The 19,730-nt window shown below is 39.4% G+C and carries 18 protein-coding genes and 1 other annotated feature; of the genes, 11 read left to right on the top strand and 7 right to left on the bottom strand.

The features are described from left to right. Positions 1-26: 26 nt before the first annotated feature. From F0362_RS23375 to leuS, 4 genes are all read left to right on the top strand, one after another. A complete protein-coding gene (locus tag F0362_RS23375; protein WP_001026058.1) occupies positions 27-524 on the top strand; it encodes a cation:proton antiporter regulatory subunit in 498 nt (165 codons plus the stop codon). A gap of 3 nt (positions 525-527) precedes the next feature. Next, positions 528-1,751 (top strand): cation:proton antiporter, encoded by a 1,224-nt coding sequence (locus F0362_RS23370; RefSeq protein WP_000380430.1) that lies wholly within the window; start codon positions 528-530, stop codon positions 1,749-1,751. Between the two features lie 258 nt (positions 1,752-2,009). Continuing rightward, a complete protein-coding gene (locus F0362_RS23365) occupies positions 2,010-3,203 on the top strand; it encodes an MDR family MFS transporter (RefSeq protein WP_001137542.1) in 1,194 nt (397 codons plus the stop codon). A gap of 51 nt (positions 3,204-3,254) precedes the next feature. Then, positions 3,255-3,473, top strand: a binding site (T-box leader). A gap of 65 nt (positions 3,474-3,538) precedes the next feature. Continuing rightward, a complete protein-coding gene (gene leuS, locus F0362_RS23360; protein ID WP_000009469.1) occupies positions 3,539-5,947 on the top strand; it encodes a leucine--tRNA ligase in 2,409 nt (802 codons plus the stop codon). A gap of 25 nt (positions 5,948-5,972) precedes the next feature. Here leuS and F0362_RS23355 read toward each other — a convergent pair whose 3' ends face one another. Next, complete coding sequence (locus tag F0362_RS23355; protein ID WP_001246766.1) at positions 5,973-6,401, bottom strand: GNAT family N-acetyltransferase; 429 nt, start codon at positions 6,399-6,401, stop codon at positions 5,973-5,975. Between the two features lie 160 nt (positions 6,402-6,561). Between F0362_RS23355 and F0362_RS23350 the strand changes: the two genes are divergently transcribed. Further along, positions 6,562-7,509 carry a hypothetical protein gene (locus tag F0362_RS23350; RefSeq protein WP_149889986.1) on the top strand — a complete coding sequence of 316 codons (948 nt, stop codon included), beginning with the start codon at positions 6,562-6,564 and terminating at the stop codon, positions 7,507-7,509. Positions 7,510-7,553: 44 nt separating this feature from the next. On the opposite strand, the gene F0362_RS23345 is transcribed toward F0362_RS23350, so the two are convergent. The 5 genes from F0362_RS23345 to F0362_RS23325 all read right to left on the bottom strand — a co-directional run bounded on the left by F0362_RS23345 (position 7,554) and on the right by F0362_RS23325 (position 12,844). Further along, the gene (locus tag F0362_RS23345) at positions 7,554-7,976 is read right to left on the bottom strand and encodes a pyrophosphohydrolase domain-containing protein (RefSeq protein ID WP_000180546.1); all 423 of its coding nucleotides are present in this window, start codon (positions 7,974-7,976) and stop codon (positions 7,554-7,556) included. A 302-nt stretch (positions 7,977-8,278) separates the two neighbouring features. Further along, positions 8,279-8,464 (bottom strand): hypothetical protein, encoded by a 186-nt coding sequence (locus F0362_RS23340; protein ID WP_000038783.1) that lies wholly within the window; start codon positions 8,462-8,464, stop codon positions 8,279-8,281. A gap of 90 nt (positions 8,465-8,554) precedes the next feature. Beyond that, positions 8,555-9,634 carry a spore germination protein GerHC gene (gerHC, locus tag F0362_RS23335; protein ID WP_000411379.1) on the bottom strand — a complete coding sequence of 360 codons (1,080 nt, stop codon included), beginning with the start codon at positions 9,632-9,634 and terminating at the stop codon, positions 8,555-8,557. Next, on the bottom strand, positions 9,610-10,704 hold the full coding sequence (locus F0362_RS23330; protein WP_000049091.1) for a spore germination protein: 1,095 nt from the start codon (positions 10,702-10,704) through the stop codon (positions 9,610-9,612). The genes gerHC and F0362_RS23330 overlap by 25 nt, the downstream gene beginning before the upstream one ends. Positions 10,705-10,720: 16 nt before the next feature. Beyond that, positions 10,721-12,844 (bottom strand): spore germination protein, encoded by a 2,124-nt coding sequence (locus tag F0362_RS23325; protein ID WP_079519659.1) that lies wholly within the window; start codon positions 12,842-12,844, stop codon positions 10,721-10,723. Positions 12,845-12,997: 153 nt separating this feature from the next. On the opposite strand from F0362_RS23325, the gene F0362_RS23320 reads away from it, so the two are divergent. Beyond that, a complete protein-coding gene (locus F0362_RS23320; RefSeq protein WP_001167600.1) occupies positions 12,998-14,122 on the top strand; it encodes a homoserine O-acetyltransferase family protein in 1,125 nt (374 codons plus the stop codon). 49 nt (positions 14,123-14,171) lie between these two features. Here F0362_RS23320 and F0362_RS23315 read toward each other — a convergent pair whose 3' ends face one another. Beyond that, positions 14,172-14,354 (bottom strand): hypothetical protein, encoded by a 183-nt coding sequence (locus F0362_RS23315; RefSeq protein WP_000171892.1) that lies wholly within the window; start codon positions 14,352-14,354, stop codon positions 14,172-14,174. 199 nt (positions 14,355-14,553) lie between these two features. On the opposite strand from F0362_RS23315, the gene F0362_RS23310 reads away from it, so the two are divergent. From F0362_RS23310 to moaA, 5 genes are all read left to right on the top strand, one after another. Then, positions 14,554-14,859, top strand: coding sequence for a rhodanese-like domain-containing protein (locus tag F0362_RS23310; RefSeq protein ID WP_000141215.1), 306 nt, complete (start codon positions 14,554-14,556; stop codon positions 14,857-14,859). A gap of 78 nt (positions 14,860-14,937) precedes the next feature. After that, positions 14,938-15,162: a spore germination protein gene (locus F0362_RS23305; RefSeq protein ID WP_000512461.1), complete on the top strand. Its 225-nt coding sequence runs from the start codon at positions 14,938-14,940 to the stop codon at positions 15,160-15,162. 20 nt (positions 15,163-15,182) lie between these two features. Next, a complete protein-coding gene (locus tag F0362_RS23300; protein ID WP_001110863.1) occupies positions 15,183-15,506 on the top strand; it encodes a hypothetical protein in 324 nt (107 codons plus the stop codon). Positions 15,507-15,622: 116 nt separating this feature from the next. Next, positions 15,623-18,502, top strand: coding sequence for a BclA-related collagen-like exosporium protein (locus F0362_RS23295; RefSeq protein WP_149889985.1), 2,880 nt, complete (start codon positions 15,623-15,625; stop codon positions 18,500-18,502). Between the two features lie 201 nt (positions 18,503-18,703). Further along, positions 18,704-19,717, top strand: coding sequence for a GTP 3',8-cyclase MoaA (gene moaA, locus F0362_RS23290; protein ID WP_001157124.1), 1,014 nt, complete (start codon positions 18,704-18,706; stop codon positions 19,715-19,717). Positions 19,718-19,730: the final 13 nt, after the last annotated feature.

Below are 19,730 nucleotides of genomic sequence, written 5' to 3'. Positions count from 1 at the left end.
ACTAAAAATTTTAGGGGGCGGAAAATATGAATATTAGAGAAAGTGAACTTCCGGGTATTGGTTGTAAGTTTGAAGTAATTACGAAAGGTAATGAAAAAATGGTTATCGTTATTCATGATGATGGAAGAAGAGAAATGTATCATTTTGATGTGGATCATGATGAGAGTATTTCAAGCATTTCTCTTCGCGATTCTGAAGCGAGACAAATTGCGGCTATATTAGGCGGAATGGTCTATAGGCCACAAGCGTTAGACACGATTGAGATGGCTTTTGAAGGATTATCAATTGAGTGGTTTAAAATAGAAAATAACGCACCAGTCGTACAAAAGACAATTGGTAGTTTACATGTTCGAAAAACATATAACGTAACAATCATTGCTATTTTGAAAAAGAATATGAAGAAATTTTTCAATCCAGGTCCAGATTCTATCATTGAAGCTGGTGATATGCTCGTATTATCGGGTGAAAGACATGAAGTGAAGAGAATTATTAATGAGTTGCTTTCAGCGGGAGGTGACTCATAATCGATGGATACTTTAGTCTTTGAAGTTGGAACTGCGTTAGTATTAGTAGCTTTTGCAGCAATTCTCGCTGCAAAGTTAAAGTTTTCGATTATTCCGTTTCTCATTATACTCGGTATGCTAGTGGGGCCTCATGCCCCAGATTTAGGGCTTATCGATTTAAGGTTTATTGAAAGCGGAGAAGTAATTTCCTTCCTCGGCCGTGTTGGCGTCATATTCCTCCTATTCTATTTAGGCTTAGAATTCTCAATAAAAAAATTAATTAAATCAGGAAAGTCGATTGCTTTTGGGGGAACTGTTCATATATCGCTTAATTTTATATTAGGTTTGCTTTACGGATATATAATGGGTTTCCCCTTATTAGAAACATTAATTATTGCCGGAATCATAACAATTTCCTCGAGTGCAATTGTCGCAAAAGTAATTGTTGATTTAAGGCGATCTGGTAATAAAGAGACGGAGCTAATTTTAGGAATCATTATGTTTGATGATATCTTTTTAGCTGTATATTTGTCAGTTGTTTCAGGGTTAGTACTCGGAGGTGCAACGTCATTTATAGGTGCTCTTACATCTGTTTTAATCGCAGTAGGCTATATGTTATTATTCTTTATAATCGCTCGAAAAGCTACGCCGTTCCTAAATAAAGTATTAGATATTTCGTCTAACGAAATTTTTATTATCGTAATATTCGCTATTTTATTCTTTGTGGCTGGTTTTTCAGAAACGATTCATGTTGCTGAGGCGATTGGGGCTTTATTATTAGGGCTTGTCTTTTCTGAAACAGAGCATAGTGATCGAATCGAGCATCTTGTCGTTCCGTTTCGTGATTTCTTTGGAGCTATATTCTTTTTCAGTTTCGGTTTAAGTATAGATCCATTTTCTCTTGGAGGAGCCGTGTGGTTGGCCTTAGGAGCAGTTTTCATTACTCTCATCGGTAATTTTATCGCTGGAATGGCTGCGGGACGTAAAGCAGGGTTATCACATAAGGCATCTACGAATATCGGATTAACGCTTGTATCACGCGGAGAATTCTCCATTATTGTCGCGAATATTGGAATTGCAGGCGGCTTAATGGCGACGATTAAACCATTCTCAGCTTTATACGTGTTAATATTGGCATCGTTAGGTCCTTTGTTAACGAAAGAGTCTGGGAGGATATACTCTCTGTTGGATAAAATATTTAAATGGAGCGCTAAAGAACGTGCGAAGCGAGAAAAAGAAGTTGGATAATATAAATAAGAGAAGACTGCATACACTTCATGCAGTCTTCTCTTATTTATATATTGTTACTGCTGTTGTTTTTTTTCGGTAAGTCGATATAATTAGAAAATCTCTGATATATTTTCAAGCGACAATCAATATAATTTCATTTACCAACAAACCATTATCTGAATTTCATCAACTATTAATCAGTTGCCTTCCTATTTAAAAACGACTACAATTTTACTGTTATATATGAACGAAAAAAATAGAATAGGAGGGGAGAATATGCCAAGGAAAGTATGGCTATTAGTAGCTGGGATGATTATTAATGTCACGGGTGCTTCTTTTTTATGGCCTTTTAATACAATTTATTTGCATGATCATCTAGGGAAATCTTTATCAGTGGCTGGAATGGTATTAATGATCAACTCGCTTACTGGTGTAATCGGAAACTTGCTCGGCGGTGTTTTATTTGATAAATGGGGCGGTTATAAATCAATTTTAGTAGGAATTGTCATTACACTCGTATCGATTTTAGGTCTTGTGTTCTTCCATGGTTGGCCGTTATATGTTGTATGGCTAGCATTAATTGGCTTTGGTTCTGGAATGGTCTTTCCATCGATGTATGCGATGGTTGGTACAGTTTGGCCAGAGGGCGGAAGACGAGCATTTAATGCGATGTATGTTGGACAAAACGTTGGTATTGCGATTGGAACAGCGTGCGGTGGCTTAGTTGCGTCGTATCGTTTTGATTATATTTTCTTAGCGAACTTTATTTTATACTTTGTTTTCTTCTTAATTGCTTTTATTGGATTCCGTGGTATGGAAGACAAAAAAGGATCAGAGGTACAAAAAGAAGTCGAAACGAAAAAAGGGTGGTCACTTACACCGGGATTCAAAGCACTTCTTATTGTGTGTGTAGCATATGCTTTATGCTGGGTTACATACGTACAGTGGCAAGGGGCGATTGCAACACATATGCAAGAATTAAATATTAGCCTTCGTCACTATAGTTTATTATGGACGATAAACGGAGCGATGATCGTTTGTGCGCAGCCGCTCGTTAGTATGCTAATTCGCTGGATGAAGCGTTCTTTAAAACAACAAATTATGATTGGGATTTTCATTTTTGCGGCTTCATTCATTGTGTTAAGTCAAGCGCAGCAATTTACGATGTTCCTCGTTGCGATGGTAACATTAACGATTGGTGAGTTATTCGTATGGCCAGCGGTTCCGACCATTGCAAATATACTTGCGCCGAAAGATAAATTAGGATTTTATCAAGGGGTCGTAAATAGTGCGGCGACTGTAGGGAAAATGTTCGGACCAGTCGTCGGCGGAGCAATTGTTGATTTATACAATATGGAAGTATTGTTTATCGCGATCATGGTAATGCTGGTAGTAGCGCTTATAGCAACGAGCATTTATGACAAACGAGTAAAAGTAGAAGAAACAGTTGAAGAAAAAATTGCAGTTTAGTTTGACGGAACATGTAACATGTTTTAGAATATATTTAATTAACTCATATTTGTAATAACAGTGAAAAGGAGTAGTAGTAATAGAAGCGGGTTTAGAGAGTTGACGGTCGGTGCAAGTCAATCCACGTTTCGTTATGAACTCGCCTTTGAGTTGCAGTTGTGAAACTAATAGTAGCAATTGCCGTTAATCCACGTTACGGATCTAAGCGAATGTATATTTTACATTAATTTAGGGTGGTACCGCGGGAATCTATAACCTCTCGTCCCTTTCTAGGGATGAGAGGTTTTTTGTATTTTGGGCGGTGAAAATAAATAGAATTTCAAGGAGGGTATCTCATGAGCTTTAATCATCAAGAAATTGAGAAGAAGTGGCAAGGATATTGGGAAGAGAATAAAACATTCCGTACGCCAGATGAGACAGAAAAACCAAAATTTTATGCACTAGATATGTTTCCATATCCATCAGGTGCAGGCTTACACGTAGGACATCCAGAAGGTTATACAGCGACAGATATTTTATCTCGTATGAAGCGTATGCAAGGATATAACGTTCTTCATCCAATGGGATGGGATGCATTCGGTCTTCCAGCAGAGCAATATGCACTTGATACTGGAAATAGCCCGGCAGAATTTACAGAGCTTAATATTAATACGTTCCGTAATCAAATTAAAGCATTAGGCTTCTCTTATGATTGGGATCGTGAAGTAAATACAACGGATCCAAACTACTACAAGTGGACACAATGGATCTTCTTAAAACTATTTGAAAAAGGCTTAGCTTACGTTGATGAAGTACCTGTAAACTGGTGTCCAGCGCTTGGTACAGTACTTGCAAACGAAGAAATCATTGATGGTAAGAGTGAGCGCGGTGGGCATCCGGTTGAGCGTCGTCCGATGAGACAGTGGATGTTAAAAATTACAGCTTACGGAGATCGTCTATTAGAAGATCTAGATGAGCTTGATTGGCCAGAAAGCTTAAAAGATATGCAACGTAACTGGATTGGTCGTTCTGAAGGTGCAGAAGTACACTTTAACATCGACGGTACAGATGAAAAATTCACAGTTTTCACAACGCGTCCTGATACACTATTCGGTGCAAGCTACTGTGTACTTGCTCCAGAGCATGCACTTGTTGCTGACATTACAACTGCTGAGCAAAAAGAAGCTGTAGAAGCTTACATTAATTCTGTAAAAATGAAGAGTGATTTAGAGCGTACAGAACTTGCGAAAGAGAAAACTGGTGTATTCACTGGTGCTTACGCAGTTAACCCAGTAAACGGTGAGAAATTACCAATCTGGATCGCTGATTACGTTCTTGCAACTTACGGAACAGGTGCTGTAATGGCGGTTCCAGCTCACGATGAGCGTGACTATGAATTCGCATCAACGTTCAATCTTCCAATGAAGGAAGTTGTAAAAGGCGGAGACATTACGAAAGAAGCATACACAGGTGATGGTGCACACGTAAACTCAGCATTCCTTGATGGTTTAAATAAAGAAGAAGCAATCGCAAAAATGATTGAATGGCTTGAAGTGACGAGCGCAGGAAATCAAAAAGTAACGTACCGTCTACGTGACTGGTTATTTAGCCGTCAACGTTATTGGGGTGAGCCAATTCCAGTAATCCACTGGGAAGATGGCACAATGACAGCTGTGAAAGAAGAAGAATTACCATTAGTTCTTCCGAAAACAGAAAACATCCGTCCTTCAGGTACAGGTGAATCACCACTTGCTAACATTGACGAGTGGGTAAATGTTGTTGATCCTGAAACTGGTAAAAAAGGTCGTCGTGAAACGAACACAATGCCACAATGGGCTGGTAGCTGTTGGTACTACTTACGCTACATGGATCCAAATAATAACGAAGCACTTGTAGATCCTGAAAAAGTAAAACAATGGCTTCCAGTTGATATTTATATCGGCGGTGCAGAGCACGCTGTACTTCACTTACTATATGCTCGTTTCTGGCATAAAGTATTATATGATATCGGTGTAGTTCCAACGAAAGAGCCGTTCCAACAATTATTCAACCAAGGTATGATTCTAGGTGAAAACAACGAGAAAATGAGTAAATCAAAAGGTAACGTTGTAAACCCTGATGATATCGTAGCGAGCCATGGTGCAGATACACTTCGTCTATACGAAATGTTCATGGGACCATTAGATGCTTCAATCGCTTGGTCTGAAAATGGTCTTGACGGAGCTCGTCGTTTCCTAGACCGCGTATGGCGCCTATTCGTTCAAGATAACGGTGAATTAAGTGAGAAAATTACTGATGCACCAAATAAAGAGCTTGAAAAAGCTTACCATCAAACAGTGAAGAAAGTAACAGAAGACTATGCAGAGCTTCGCTTCAACACAGCGATTTCTCAAATGATGGTATTCATCAACGATGCATACAAAGCTAATACACTTCCGAAAGAATATGTAGAAGGTTTCGTAAAAATGATTGCACCAGTTGCACCTCATATCGGGGAAGAACTTTGGAGCAAGCTTGGTTACAATGAAACAATCACATATGCAAGCTGGCCAACATTTGATGAGTCTAAACTTGTAGAAGATGAAGTTGAAATCGTTGTTCAAATTATGGGCAAAGTTCGCGCAAAATTAACAATGAGTAAAGACGCATCAAAAGAAGAAATGGAACAACTTGCACTTGAAGCAATTAAAGAACAAATCGAAGGAAAAACAGTTCGTAAAGTAATTGTCGTTCCTGGCAAACTTGTTAACGTTGTTGCAAACTAATGAATGAAAGAAAAGCTCAGAGCCTTTATGCTCTGAGCTTTTTTATATAGAAAATAATTTCTGGATCACCTTCATCTAAGTTTTCAATTATTCCACTACGCATAAATCCATTCGCTTTAAAAACTTTTTGCATATTTGCATTCGATTCGTTCGTTGAAGAAAAAATTTTTTGCGTAGGAGAATTACTTAACATATAGGAGATTAATGAGCTTGCATGGCCTTGTCTTCTTTTTGTTGGCGAAACAATGATTAATGAGAGGAACGTGTAGCTAAAGAAGTTCGTATCATACGTCAGAAAACCTAAAATAGAATTGTCTTCTTTTACAATGATGCATTTCTCCTCATCAATAGCGTGTTTAATATAATTTCGTCTACTATCGTCTCCGATTACATCAATATCTATATGTAAGATTGAATCTAAATCGTCGTTTGAAGCTTTTGTAACGTTTCTCAATAGAAATGCCTCCTTTTAAAGTGGTGAAAGAATAATCAGTCAATTGATTCTATCACGAATGAGGAAAAAGGTTAGGAATTCTTATGCAGACAAACACCTATTTTTAACTAGGAAATATGATACAAAAGGTAGGTTAAATTGAAAACAAGGGGTGAAAGGAATGAAAGGGATGGACAATAATGCACCGCATGGCTTCTTCGGAGGTGGATCGGATAGTTATGAACAAATGATGTTAATGGGAGGAGCAGGGCAACAAGGATACGGTGGAATTCCGAGCTGGATGGGTGGAGCACATGGAGGATTTCCAACATCAGTAGCAGGCATGCAAACTGGAATTCCAACGTTAACGGGAGGATTTCCGACATCAGTAGCTGGCGCACAAACTGGAATTCCAGTAGGAGTACCAACTACATTTCCTTCTTTCGTTGGAGGGGGACAGACAGGATTCCCTGTACCAGGAGTAGGTGTTGTAGCAGGAGGAGTAGGTGGGTATCCGCAAGTCATACACGGTCATCACCACCATCAAGGTCAACATGGCCATCAAGGTCATCACCACCATCAAGGTCAACACGGCCATCAAGGTCATCACCACCATCAAGGTCAACATGGCCATCAAGGTCATCACCACCATCAAGGTCAACACGGCCATCAAGGTCATCACCACCATCAAGGTCAACACAGCCATCAAGGTCATCACCAACAACAAGTACATCACCAAGGTCACCACCACATTCATCCGCAAGCTGTTCTTTATCAAACTCACCAAGGCCAACATGGTCACCATGGACATCACCACCAAGGCCAACATCATGGACACCAAGGCCAACATCATCACCAAGGTCAACACCACCACCAAGGTCAACACCACCACCAAGGTCAACAGCATCATCAAGGTCAACAGCATCATCAAGGTCAACACCATCACCAAGGTCAACATCATCACCAAGGCCAACAGCATCATCAAGGCCAACAACAATATCAGCAATATCAACAACAGCAACAATCGTCTCCTTGGACAGGGGGAATTGGAGCAGGAGGAGCAGGGGCAGCAGCAGGAGCAGCTAGTATTAGTGGAGCAGCAGGACACGCGGGGCACGTGGGTCATTAATGAGCTGCAGAAAAAAAGACATAATAAAAAACTGCTAGGAAATCCTAGCAGTTTTTTTCAGCTTCTTGGCGCTGACGTTCAATTTCAGCACGAAGTTGTGGTTCTGGTGCTTGCCAGCCTTCTGGTTTTAAAATTTTGCCGTCGCCTTCACGGAATCGAGGTTTCCCATCAGGGAATAGTTTTGCCATGTTTGCGTTGTTTACAATCTCGAATCCTTTATCTGGACGTACGCCCATTTCTGCAAACGTTCCGAATGCAAAGTAAATAAGGTCAATAAGTGCATCGTATTGATCTTCAACAGTAGTTGCTTCTAGAAATTCTTCTAGCTCTTCTTGCATAAAACTTGCACGGATTTTTGCGCGCTCTTCTGTTAGTTTTGTTGGAGTATTTGTTACAGGATGTCCGAAATCTTCATGCATTTTTGCAACAAGCTCGTACCCTTTATCTAAACCTTTTTCGTTTGTCATGTTGTTTCATCCTTTCTCACTTTGTGCCGAATTTCATTGTAACATAAGGTGATTATTAAATAAAAAAAGGATGTTCTAAAAATATATTGAAACATTCTCTTCTTAGTATGGGTTGTTACTATTGTCAATTTTTGTAGGTAAATCGATATTTTGTGTCGAATCGTTGATATATTTTGAGTTATGGTAGATATATTTGAAAAATCGTTGATATAAATTCATGTACTGTAGCGCTGATTCCAAAATAGAAAATAAAAAGGATGTCATCTAGTCAAAAATCTCGACTTATGAGACATCCTCGCTCGTTATTCTTCTTTTTTTATTAAAATGGATAAAATAAGGTCGATGCCGAACATACCAACGAGTAACATCGGTATAACGACAAGTAAATAACGTGTGAAGGAAACATTTTTTAAGTATGTATGAGCAAATAAAAAGACGCCGAGAAATAAAATACCGTTTAAAATAGGCTTTACTAATTTTTTAGACATAAGCTCCCCCATAAATATCTTCTCTCTCTATCTAAAATAAAAACTCCTCTATCCGTTGTATCATGCCGGAGAGAGGAGTTCAATCATTTCTCATTCAATTACACCAGAATTTGTAATGTTTACGGTGTATTTTATATGAATCGGAACATCTTTGTACATTTGTCTCCACTCTTCTAATTTGAAGGGGCGATAATGGTGTTTATATTTTGCTCCTAGCCCGAGGGGATCGACGCCTAAAGATTTGAACTGCTTAATTAATTTGGCAGCCTGTACGTCCAATTGTTTTTGTACATTTTTTTCAATGTTTTTTGTGTTCTTGTTATTTTCTAAGTTAATTTGTTTTGATAATTCTTGAATACGTGCATCAAGATGAACGTGAATGAAAAAAGAAGGCTTTCCGTTTTTAATCTTTATATCGTAAGTTGGAACAGAACGAATATTATTAATCATTACGTACGCAGAATCTGTTTTAAATTCATGTGAATCTAATTTATGTTTTTCTAACAGTCCTTTAAATATGAACATATCTTTTTGCGCAATTTTACCGATATATTTATCTTTTTTAAAAAGACCAATTCCGGTGATTTTTATTTTATCACCATGTTTCTTTAAAATTGGAATATAGTAGTCTTGCCCTTCTTGATAATAACGGAATGCTCCTACATGCAGATTATCCGTTGGTAAAGGACCGGTCTCCATATTATGTTCTAGCAACTTTTTTATATAAATTGCAACGTTATATGAAGTTGTATATTTGCCTTTTAAAAGTTCGGTACCATTCCCCTCTAATAAAGCAACATATAAAGCGTTTCCTATATTCACATCTCGAAGTAATGTATCGAATGAAGTAGACATTCCTTTTTTTGCAAGTCTTATCGTATATAGAGCGACACGCATTTGTCCGCTAGCAAACGGTTGAGAAGACTCTAAAGATGTGTCTGCTTTTACTTGTTTTACCGCATTTGCGCTGCCTTCAAAAACTTGAACTTTATTTCCTTTTTTCTGAATGGGACAAACGAATGTCACTTTTATTTTATTATCTTTTGCTACATCAAAAACGCTTCCTTGAATAAGTTGTACATCATCGATAATATTTTTTTGTAAACATCCAGTTAAACTGAAGAATGTTATACAAGAAATAAGTATTAATTTGCTTTTGATTTTTTCCATTTTCTTTTCACCCACACAATAATAAATAGAATTGGGATGTATACATAAATGAGCCAAAAACTAACTTTTGATGCATTACTAATAAAGTTATTAATATCGTGTCTGTTTGTTAAAAGTTGTGAAACAATGAGGGTGATAAGGATGAAAGCGATTAAAACACCTCTTTGTTTTACGCGAAATATTTCGTGAGTTCCTCTCACTGCAGCCCATAAGGGGAGGATGAAACTAGTGACAATAACGAGTGCATAAGCTGAAATTGCAATATATTCTAGTCTTTCTATAAATGGTAATTGGATTACTTGGGTCATAGAAAGTTGCGACCATATCGTTTTTAACAATTGTTTTTCACTAAAAAATGCAAAGGCTAAAAGGGTACTAAATAAATATAGAAGATTTGAAAATAGTGCCCCGTATTGAGCGTATTTATGAGATTGCATAGGTTTTTTCACAAATGGATAAACCATGAGGTAAATCTCAAAACCGGTCATACTGTAGATGGACAGTTGAGAGGCTTTTAAAATATCTGAAAAAGAATGTGTGAATATAGGAAGTAGATTATCCCAATGTGAGTATTTCAAAACAAATAGGCTAAGCAATAAATATCCCAATGTACCACCAACAGATATAACACAAATACCAGTAATGACACGAAAGCCAGAAGAAATAATGTAGTAGCTAACTAAGCATAAAAAAAGTGTTAACATCCAAGTTGAAGCGGTAGGAAACATCCACACTTGAATAATTTCAACGTATGTTCGAATGACGGAAATACTGACGATTAAAAAATAAGCAGCAAAGATGATATTAATACAGTCCCCAAGCCATTTTCCAAATGTTTGCCGATGTAAATCAATTAAATTACCGTTTGTTTCTTTTAATAAGACGTACATCATCCATATAAGAATATGGATACAAAACCCTGTGATTAAAACTCCCATCCAGCCGTCGTATCCAGCAGCTTTTGCAATAATTCGAGCGAACCCGAGAACTCCGGCACCAAATTGTGCACTGTGAATTAAGAAGAAAACAAAGACAGGAGATATTTGATATTTTTCTTGAACTTTACTCATCAATGCACCTCATTTCTTAATCATCGAAGTCCGATCTATGTTTTGTTGAAATTCCTTTCGCTGCTTTTTTTACATGTTGTGGTCTTGCTTGCACATCTCTTGTATCAATCATTGTTAAAGGGAAACGAATCCAAGAATCTTTAACTGATTGTTGCCTTGTCGGGTAAAATAAAGCGTATGGCTTACGTAAGGAAGTAAGTCTAAATAGATGAGTAAATAAAAAGATAAATCCAAGAGAAATACCGAAAAGTCCACCTATTTCTGCAAATATGAGAAACGGGAAGCGTAGTAATCGAACAGCGTTACCCATTTTATAAATAGGTGTAATAAAGGAAGCGAGTGCTGATAGTGCAACGATAATTAATAAAATATTACTCGTTAAACCAGCTTGTACAGAGGCTTGCCCGATTACGATACCGCCTACAATACCGAGTGTTTGACCGACCTTCATCGGTAACCTTGCACCAGCTTCTCTTAATAAATCGATTGCAAGTTCTAAAAAGAGCGCTTCAATTAAAGGTGGAAACGGTACTTGTGCCCTTGATAAAATCAAAGTTTCAAGTAAGTCACTTGGAATGAGTTCATAATGATAATTTAAGACTGCAACGTATAACGGTGTAGCGCAGATTGAAAATAGAACGGCGATTAATCTTAAAATCCTTGAAAATGTAGCGTACAGCCAGGAGACGTTATAGTCTTCTGGTGAAATGAAAAAATCGAAATAGGATACTGGAGTAAGTAGCACGCTTGGAGAACCATCAACAAAAATAGCGATTTTTCCATCAATGAGTGCTTTTGTAACTCTATCAGTGCGTTCTGTATTGATATAGAGAGGGAAAATCGATTTTTCACCCATCAATTCTTGTATATAAGCACTATCATTAATTTGATCATATTCAAGAGCGCGTAATGATTCCTCGAGAAAATCAACATTATCTTTTTCAGCGAGGTTGTCTAAATACATCATGACAACTTTTGTTTTGGAAAACTCGCCGATAATCATTTCTTTTGTTTGTAAATCTAAAACAGGAAGACGTTTTCGAACTAAATTAATGTTTGTATCAATATCCTCTACGAAACCTTCTTGTGGCCCAATAACAGTTGATTCGTTTAAAGGAGGGGTTGGTGCACGATAATTATCAATTGCAATGTTTGCAAGCATACATTTTTGATCTTGCTGCTTCAATTGAATAATTGCATGTCCTTTTAAAACCATGTCCTCAATTTTTTGTAAGTCATTCGTAATTGTGATACCACTCATCGGAATATGTTCCTTCAGTTCTTCTAGTGAAGCATTAGGTCGTTCCAAAAGAGTAGGCATTAAATACTTTTGCAATTTCTCCCCATCAAGTGAAGGACGATAGTAAGAAATCCAATATGGCATCGTTTCATCATCAGATGTGTGATAATTAACAAAATCACTAGACTTCTTGAGCTTCTCTATTAAATCTTGTAGTGAATGAATACGGTCTTTTTCTGGCTTCGAAAAATCATAAATACTATTACTTCCAGAGCTTTGTTGTTTATTCTGAGAAGAATCATTTTGTTTCGAGTTTTGCTGTTCCTCATGAGAAGAGTCGTCTTGTTTAGAATTTTGTTGTTTCTCATGAGAAGAGTCGTCTTGTTTAGGATTTTGTTGTTTCTCATGAGAAGAGTCGTCTTGCTTAGAATTTTGTTGTTTCTCATGAGAGGAATCGTCTTGTTTAGAGTTTTGTTGTTTCTCATGAGAAGAGTCGTCTTGCTTAGAATTTTGTTGTTTCTCATGAGAGGAATCGTCTTGTTTCGAGTTTTGTTGTTTCTCATGAGAGGAATCGTCTTGTTTCGAATTTTGCTGTTTCTCATGAGAGGAATCGTCTTGTTTCGAGTTTTGTTGTTTCTCATGAGAGGAATCGTCTTGTTTCGAATTTTGCTGTTTCTCATGAGAAGAATCATCTTTTTTAGAATTTTGCTGTTTCTTATGAGAGTAATCATCTTGTTTCGAGTTTTTTTGCTCGCTACTATCACCTTTATTATGTTTCATACTTCTAGTCTGATCTTTGTTCACAATCTCTTGATTACTAGGCTGCTGCTTCGGGTTATCTGCTTCTTTTGTCTCTGTTGAATTTGATTTTTTTTTCTTACGTAGCCAATTCCAAATCATATGTATGCCCTCTTTGATTTTTGTAATATAGTGCTATTTTGTGGCTAATTTTGTATATTATTCATTTATTTATGAAAAGAAGAAGGAGATTGATTTGCATAGAAAAAAACCTTTAGTAAGCAGTTCATACTATAACGGGAAGAGGGAGAGTGTGTGCAAATTGTAAAAAAAGAGAAGTTTGCATTAAATGAGTTTACATTTGAGAATGGTAGGGAAATTCCTGTTCAAATGGGATATGAGACGTATGGTATTTTAAATAGAGAAAGGTCAAATGCCATTTTGGTTTGTCATTATTTTAGTGCAACAAGTCATGCAGCAGGAAAATATACTGTGCATGATGAGGAGTCTGGTTGGTGGGATGGGCTAATTGGACCTGGAAAAGCGATTGATACAAATAAATATTTTGTTATATGTACTGATAATCTTTGTAATGTACAGGTGAAGAACCCGTATGTAATTACAACGGGACCGAAGTCGATTAATCCAGAAACAGGGGAAGAGTATGTTATGGATTTCCCTGTGTTTACCTTTCTTGATGTAGCTCGTATACAATATGAGTTAATAAAAAATATGGGAATCTCAAGGTTACATGCTGTAATAGGGCCGTCGGCGGGTGGAATGATTGCGCAGCAATGGGCTGTTCACTACTCTCATATGGTAGAGCGAATGATTGGCGTTATTACGAACCCGCAAAATCCAATTATAACGTCAGTAAATGTAGCGCAAAATGCGATTGAAGCAATTCAACTAGATCCAAGTTGGAAGGGCGGGAAATATGGAGAAACACAGCCAATGCAGGGGCTTCATTTAGCAAACAGAATGATGTTTATGAACGCTTTTGATGAGCATTTTTATGAAACGGAATTTCCTCGTAACAGTATTGAGGTAGAACCTTATGAAAAGTTTTCTACATTAACATCATTTGAGAAAGAGATAAATAAAGTGACATACAAAAGTATAGAGTTAGTAGATGCAAATTCGTGGATGTACACTGCGAAAGCAGTTTTATTGCATGATATTGCGCATGGATTTTCTTCTTTGGAAGAGGCTCTTTCTAAAATAGAAGCGAATGTACTTATGATTCCGTGTAAACAAGATTTACTTCAGCCGTCTCGTTACAATTATAAAATGGTAGACATTTTGCAAAAACAAGGGAAGTATGCGGAGGTCTATGAAATAGAAAGTATAAATGGGCATATGGCGGGAGCGTTAGATATCCATTTATTTGAAAAGAAAGTTTATGAATTTTTAAATCGGAAAGTGTCTAGTTTTGTGTAGAAAATAAATGATGTGAAAAAGGTGCAATATGTGTAGTAGGCACCTTTTTTTACATGATTTGTAGACGGAAAATATATGTAGCGATTGCTATACCGAAGAACGCTATACTAAGTAATAGAAATAAGAATGACATTTCTTGGGGAGATTTTAACTTTTTATTATTTTTCATGCTGAGTACAATAATTGCGGCGGTTAAAAAAATAATGCTCATAATGAAAAGAAAAAGTGTCATTTTAATCGACTCCTTTCATAAAACAAGTATATTGAGGATACAATGCGATAGAGATGTTTGTAAAGAATAAGTTTTACGGAGAAATTGAGAAATAAATTCTCCATTCTTTGCGTTCCTTCTTTTGCATGCTAAAATTGATTAGAAATGGTTGTTTAAAGAAGAAACGAAAGGTTTTATTGTATATAAGGAGGAACGACATATGACAGAAGTAAAAACAATTACAACAGAAGAAGTACAAGAACGTTTAGAAAATGGAGAAACGTTATTTTTAGTAGATGTAAGGGAAGATGAAGAAGTAGCAGCAGGGAAAATTCCAGAAGCGGTACATATTAAAATGGGTGATATCCCAAATAAAGTAGACTTCTTTAATAAAGAGAATGAATATATCTTTATTTGCCGTTCGGGAATGCGCAGTGAGAATGTATGCCATTATTTAAATGAGCAAGGATTTAAAACAGTGAATATGGTTGGCGGTATGCTTCAATATGAAGGCGAAATGAAATAGTTAATTACTAAAAACTTGAAACGAGTCTGTTTCAAGTTTTTTTCTTTTGCATACAGTATACAAAAGGAGGAGGGGGAAATGGGGATTAATTTGCGTAAAGTAAAAATTATTAATAATACAGGAGCTGTTAATGTCGGCGACTGTTATGATATCTCACCTTTAGCTGTAGCGAAAATATACGCGGGTGCTGGAGGATCGAGTGCGGCTATTTTTTTAAATGGAAAAAGGCAGCCAGAAGCGGTGATTAGAACATCAGTATTCCTTCCGCCATTAGCAACGAGCACACGTACATTAGGTTCGTAGAGGAAAGGTAGAGTGTAATTATGCCTGCGCATATAAAAGAGTTTGTTATTGTTAATAATACTGGGAATATATTTACAGGTGACAATTTGAGTGATACTTCATTTACTGCTACGAAATCGTATAGTGGTTCAATGGGGTGTACTTGGATTGATGTTGTTACAGTAATAGGAACAGAGACGAAGCTTTGTTTACAGCCGGGTGATTCTGTGACGACAACATATACACGAGGTACTCCTGCTGGTACTGTAACAGGAACAAATATGGGGCAAAGTGTAAATGCATCGAGTATAGCGCAAGCTGTCCCGAATACAGATAATATGGATTCAATTGCTGGACTCCCTTAAGGAATTAAGGGAGTTTTTATTATTTAAAATAAAAATAGTCTTGGAAATTATTTTTGTAAATAGATTAAGAAGAGGCTTATTTATTATGAAAAAGACGGTTTGTAGGTGGTGAAAGTGTGAAGAATCGTGATAATAATCGGAAGCAAAATTCGTTAAGCTCTAATTTTAGAATTCCACCCGAACTTATTGGGCCTACTTTTCCCCCTGTTCCAACTGGATTTACAGGTATAGGGATTACTGGTCCAACCGGTCCACAAGGCCCAACAGGACCTCAAGGACCAAGAGGATTACAAGGTCCGATGGGGGAGATGGGCCCGACAGGACCTCAAGGTGTGCAAGGGATACAAGGATCAGTTGGGCCAATAGGTGCAACTGGACCAGAAGGACAGCAGGGGCCACAAGGATTGAGAGGTCCACAAGGAGAAACTGGAGCGACAGGTTTACAGGGTGTGCAAGGATTACAAGGGCCCATTGGTCCAACAGGTCCGATTGGAGTACAAGGGATACAGGGTGTACAGGGATTACAGGGTCCGATTGGAGCTACCGGACCTGAGGGTTCTCAAGGAATCCAAGGAGTGCAAGGGATACCGGGAGCAACAGGTCCACAAGGGATTCAAGGAGTGCAAGGAATCCAAGGGACAGAGGGACCGAGTGGAAGTACGGGAACAACAGGAGCAACAGGTCAAGGGATTACAGGCCCGACAGGAATAACAGGTCCAACAGGGATAACTGGACCTTCAGGAGGCCCTCCAGGTCCAACTGGCCCGACAGGAGCAACAGGTCCTGGGGGTGGACCGAGTGGAAGTACAGGGGTGACAGGACCAACAGGAGCAACTGGAAATACTGGAGCAACAGGTCAGGGGCTAACCGGTCCGACAGGAAGTACAGGAGAAACAGGTGCGCAGGGGCTACAAGGGATACAAGGAATTCAAGGGCCAATTGGCCCAACAGGTCCAGAAGGGCCACAGGGAATTCAAGGTATTCCTGGTCCGACGGGAGTAACTGGTGAGCAAGGGATCCAAGGTGTTCAGGGGATTCAAGGAATAACGGGAGCAACCGGAGATCAAGGCCCACAAGGTATACAGGGAGCTATAGGACCTCAAGGTGTAACAGGAGTAACAGGAGATCAAGGTCCACAAGGTATACAAGGAGTACCAGGTCCATCAGGAGCAACGGGACCACAAGGAGTTCAAGGGATACAAGGTCCGATGGGTGAGATAGGCCCAACAGGTCCAGAAGGCCCAGAGGGACTTCAAGGCCCGCAAGGAATACAAGGAGTGCCAGGTCCAGTTGGAGCAACGGGTCCAGAGGGGCCACAGGGGATACAAGGCATACAAGGACCGGTAGGAGCAACGGGCCCACAAGGCCCACAAGGAATACAGGGAATACAAGGTGTGCAAGGGATAACGGGAGCAACAGGAGCACAAGGAGCAACCGGAATTCAAGGGATACAAGGGGAAATAGGAGCAACCGGTCCAGAGGGCCCGCAAGGAGTGCAAGGTGCTCAAGGGGCAATTGGTCCAACAGGTCCGATGGGGCCACAGGGAGTGCAAGGAATTCAAGGGATTCAAGGAGCAACAGGTGCACAAGGAGTGCAAGGACCACAAGGAATTCAAGGGATACAAGGTCCGACGGGAGCGACAGGAGATACGGGAGCAACTGGGGCGACAGGGGAAGGAACTACAGGTCCAACTGGAACAACAGGTCCAACAGGGGTAACGGGACCTTCAGGAGGACCAGCAGGACCGACTGGCCCAACGGGACCATCAGGTCCGACAGGAGTGACAGGTCCATCCGGTGGGCCACCTGGACCGACCGGAGCAACCGGTTCGACAGGGGCAACCGGAGATACCGGAGCGACAGGGCCGGTTGGAGTGACAGGAGCGACAGGAGAAACGGGAGCAACCGGAGTGACGGGTTTACAGGGTCCACAAGGAATACAAGGTGTGCAAGGAGAAATAGGTCCAACAGGCCCGCAAGGAATTCAAGGTCCACAAGGGATACAAGGAGTAACTGGGGCGACGGGAGATCAAGGTCCACAAGGAATACAAGGTCCTCAAGGAATTCAAGGGCCAACTGGACCACAAGGAATTCAAGGAGAACAAGGTCTACAAGGGATACAAGGAGTAACCGGGGCGACGGGAGCACAAGGACCACAGGGAATTCAAGGGATACAAGGAATCCAAGGTCCGACCGGTCCACAAGGCCCAACTGGAATACAAGGAGTGCAAGGGGAAATAGGTCCAACAGGTCCTCAAGGAGTGCAAGGCTTACAAGGTCCACAAGGCCCAACCGGGGACACGGGTGCAACAGGAGCGCAAGGCCCACAGGGAATTCAAGGACCAACGGGAGTCACGGGAGCGACCGGAGCAACCGGAGCAACAGGGCTACAAGGAATTCAAGGCCCGCAAGGAATTCAAGGTCCAACCGGAGCCACGGGAGTAACCGGTTCACAAGGTTCAACTGGTGATACGGGTCCAGCAGGTTCACAAGGAATCCAAGGTCCAACAGGCCCAACCGGAGCTGGAGCAACCGGAGCCACTGGAGCAACCGGAGCCACTGGAGCGACCGGGGTGACTGGAGTTAGTACAACTGCAACGTATGCATTTGCGAATAATACATCAGGAAGTGTTATTTCTGTTTTATTAGGCGGTACAAATATCCCATTACCAAACAATCAAAATATTGGATCAGGAATAACCGTTAGTGGTGGAAATACTGTATTTACAGTTGCCAATGCAGGGAATTATTATATAGCCTATACAATTAATTTAACAGCAGGATTACTTGTAAGTTCGCGTATAACTGTAAATGGAAGTCCGCTTGCGGGAACGATAAACTCCCCAGCAGTGGCTACTGGTTCATTTAGTGCAACAATAATTGCTAATTTGCCTGCTGGAGCTGCCGTTAGTTTGCAATTATTTGGAGTAGTTGCACTGGCTACATTATCTACGGCAACGCCAGGAGCTACTCTAACGATTATTAGATTAAGTTAATAAGTAGAAAACCTTGGAACTTTTATGTTTCAAGGTTTTTTTATCCCAGTATTTGAGAGTAACTCTCGCTAATCAGAGGGGAATGGATAACTTCCTATTGTTTAAAGTTTCACTTTATTCACCTTAGCAAAAACATCGCAGTTCGAAAATATATTATAATAGAATGAAAAGAAAGAAATTTGGCAGAAAGGGAGGGTGGCGATGCAGGAGATGGTTAAAGACTTTTTTGGACGCCCACTTCAAGATTTACGCATATCTGTCATTGATCGTTGCAATTTTAGATGTACATATTGTATGCCAGCAGAAGTATTTGGGCCTGATTATGCTTTTTTGAAAGATGAGTTTTTACTGACGTTTGATGAAATTGAACGTTTGGCAAAAGTGTTTGTTAGCATCGGTGTACGAAAAATTAGACTTACTGGTGGCGAACCACTGCTTCGTAAAGATTTAACAAAACTTATTGCACGTCTCGTGAAAATTGACGGGCTAGTAGATATAGGGTTAACGACAAATGCAATTCATTTAACGAAGCAAGCGAAGGCATTAAAAGAAGCTGGATTACATAGAGTGAATGTTAGTTTAGATGCGATAGATGATGATACATTTAGAAATATTAATGGTCGAAATATTAATACGAAACCTGTGATTAAGGGCATTATAGCAGCAAAAGAGGCAGGGCTTGAAGTAAAAGTAAATATGGTTGTGAAAAAAGGGATGAACGATCATCAAGTACTACCGATGGCTGCATATTTTAAAGAACAAGGAATCACGCTTAGATTTATTGAGTTTATGGACGTTGGTAGTACGAATGGATGGAATTTTGATCAAGTAGTTACGAAGCGGGAATTAATTGAGACAATTCATGGAGTGTATCCGCTTGAGCAAGCTGAAGCGCATTATTTTGGTGAAGTTGCGAAACGATATCGGTATGTTGGAACAAATGTAGAGGTCGGTTTTATTACTTCTGTTTCTGAGTCGTTTTGTTCTTCTTGTACGAGAGCGAGAATTTCGGCGGATGGAAAGTTCTATACTTGTTTGTTTGCGACGGAAGGATTGGATATAAAGGAACTTCTTAGAGATAATCTTTCGGATGAAGAGCTATTACATGTTATACAAGATGTATGGATGAATAGAAAAGATAGATATTCAGATGAACGGACAGAAGAAAGTGCAAAAAATCGTCCGAAAATTGAAATGTCTTATATAGGAGGATAAGGAAGGGGGCTAT

The organism is Bacillus sp. BS98, from assembly GCF_008432245.1.
Classification (GTDB): domain Bacteria; phylum Bacillota; class Bacilli; order Bacillales; family Bacillaceae_G; genus Bacillus_A; species Bacillus_A toyonensis.
The sequence above is the reverse complement of the archived record's forward strand: the minus strand, read 5'-3'. Positions and strand labels throughout refer to the sequence as shown.

Coding starts and splice junctions, on each gene's coding strand:
- F0362_RS23375 (WP_001026058.1), top strand. CDS start 27: ATGAATATTAGAGAAAGTGAACTTCCGGGTATTGGTTGTAAGTTTGAA.
- F0362_RS23370 (WP_000380430.1), top strand. CDS start 528: ATGGATACTTTAGTCTTTGAAGTTGGAACTGCGTTAGTATTAGTAGCT.
- F0362_RS23365 (WP_001137542.1), top strand. CDS start 2,010: ATGCCAAGGAAAGTATGGCTATTAGTAGCTGGGATGATTATTAATGTC.
- leuS (WP_000009469.1), top strand. CDS start 3,539: ATGAGCTTTAATCATCAAGAAATTGAGAAGAAGTGGCAAGGATATTGG.
- F0362_RS23350 (WP_149889986.1), top strand. CDS start 6,562: ATGAAAGGGATGGACAATAATGCACCGCATGGCTTCTTCGGAGGTGGA.
- F0362_RS23345 (WP_000180546.1), bottom strand. CDS start 7,976: ATGACAAACGAAAAAGGTTTAGATAAAGGGTACGAGCTTGTTGCAAAA.
- F0362_RS23340 (WP_000038783.1), bottom strand. CDS start 8,464: ATGTCTAAAAAATTAGTAAAGCCTATTTTAAACGGTATTTTATTTCTC.
- gerHC (WP_000411379.1), bottom strand. CDS start 9,634: ATGGAAAAAATCAAAAGCAAATTAATACTTATTTCTTGTATAACATTC.
- F0362_RS23330 (WP_000049091.1), bottom strand. CDS start 10,704: ATGAGTAAAGTTCAAGAAAAATATCAAATATCTCCTGTCTTTGTTTTC.
- F0362_RS23325 (WP_079519659.1), bottom strand. CDS start 12,844: ATGATTTGGAATTGGCTACGTAAGAAAAAAAAATCAAATTCAACAGAG.
- F0362_RS23315 (WP_000171892.1), bottom strand. CDS start 14,354: ATGACACTTTTTCTTTTCATTATGAGCATTATTTTTTTAACCGCCGCA.
- F0362_RS23310 (WP_000141215.1), top strand. CDS start 14,554: ATGACAGAAGTAAAAACAATTACAACAGAAGAAGTACAAGAACGTTTA.
- F0362_RS23305 (WP_000512461.1), top strand. CDS start 14,938: ATGGGGATTAATTTGCGTAAAGTAAAAATTATTAATAATACAGGAGCT.
- F0362_RS23300 (WP_001110863.1), top strand. CDS start 15,183: ATGCCTGCGCATATAAAAGAGTTTGTTATTGTTAATAATACTGGGAAT.
- moaA (WP_001157124.1), top strand. CDS start 18,704: ATGCAGGAGATGGTTAAAGACTTTTTTGGACGCCCACTTCAAGATTTA.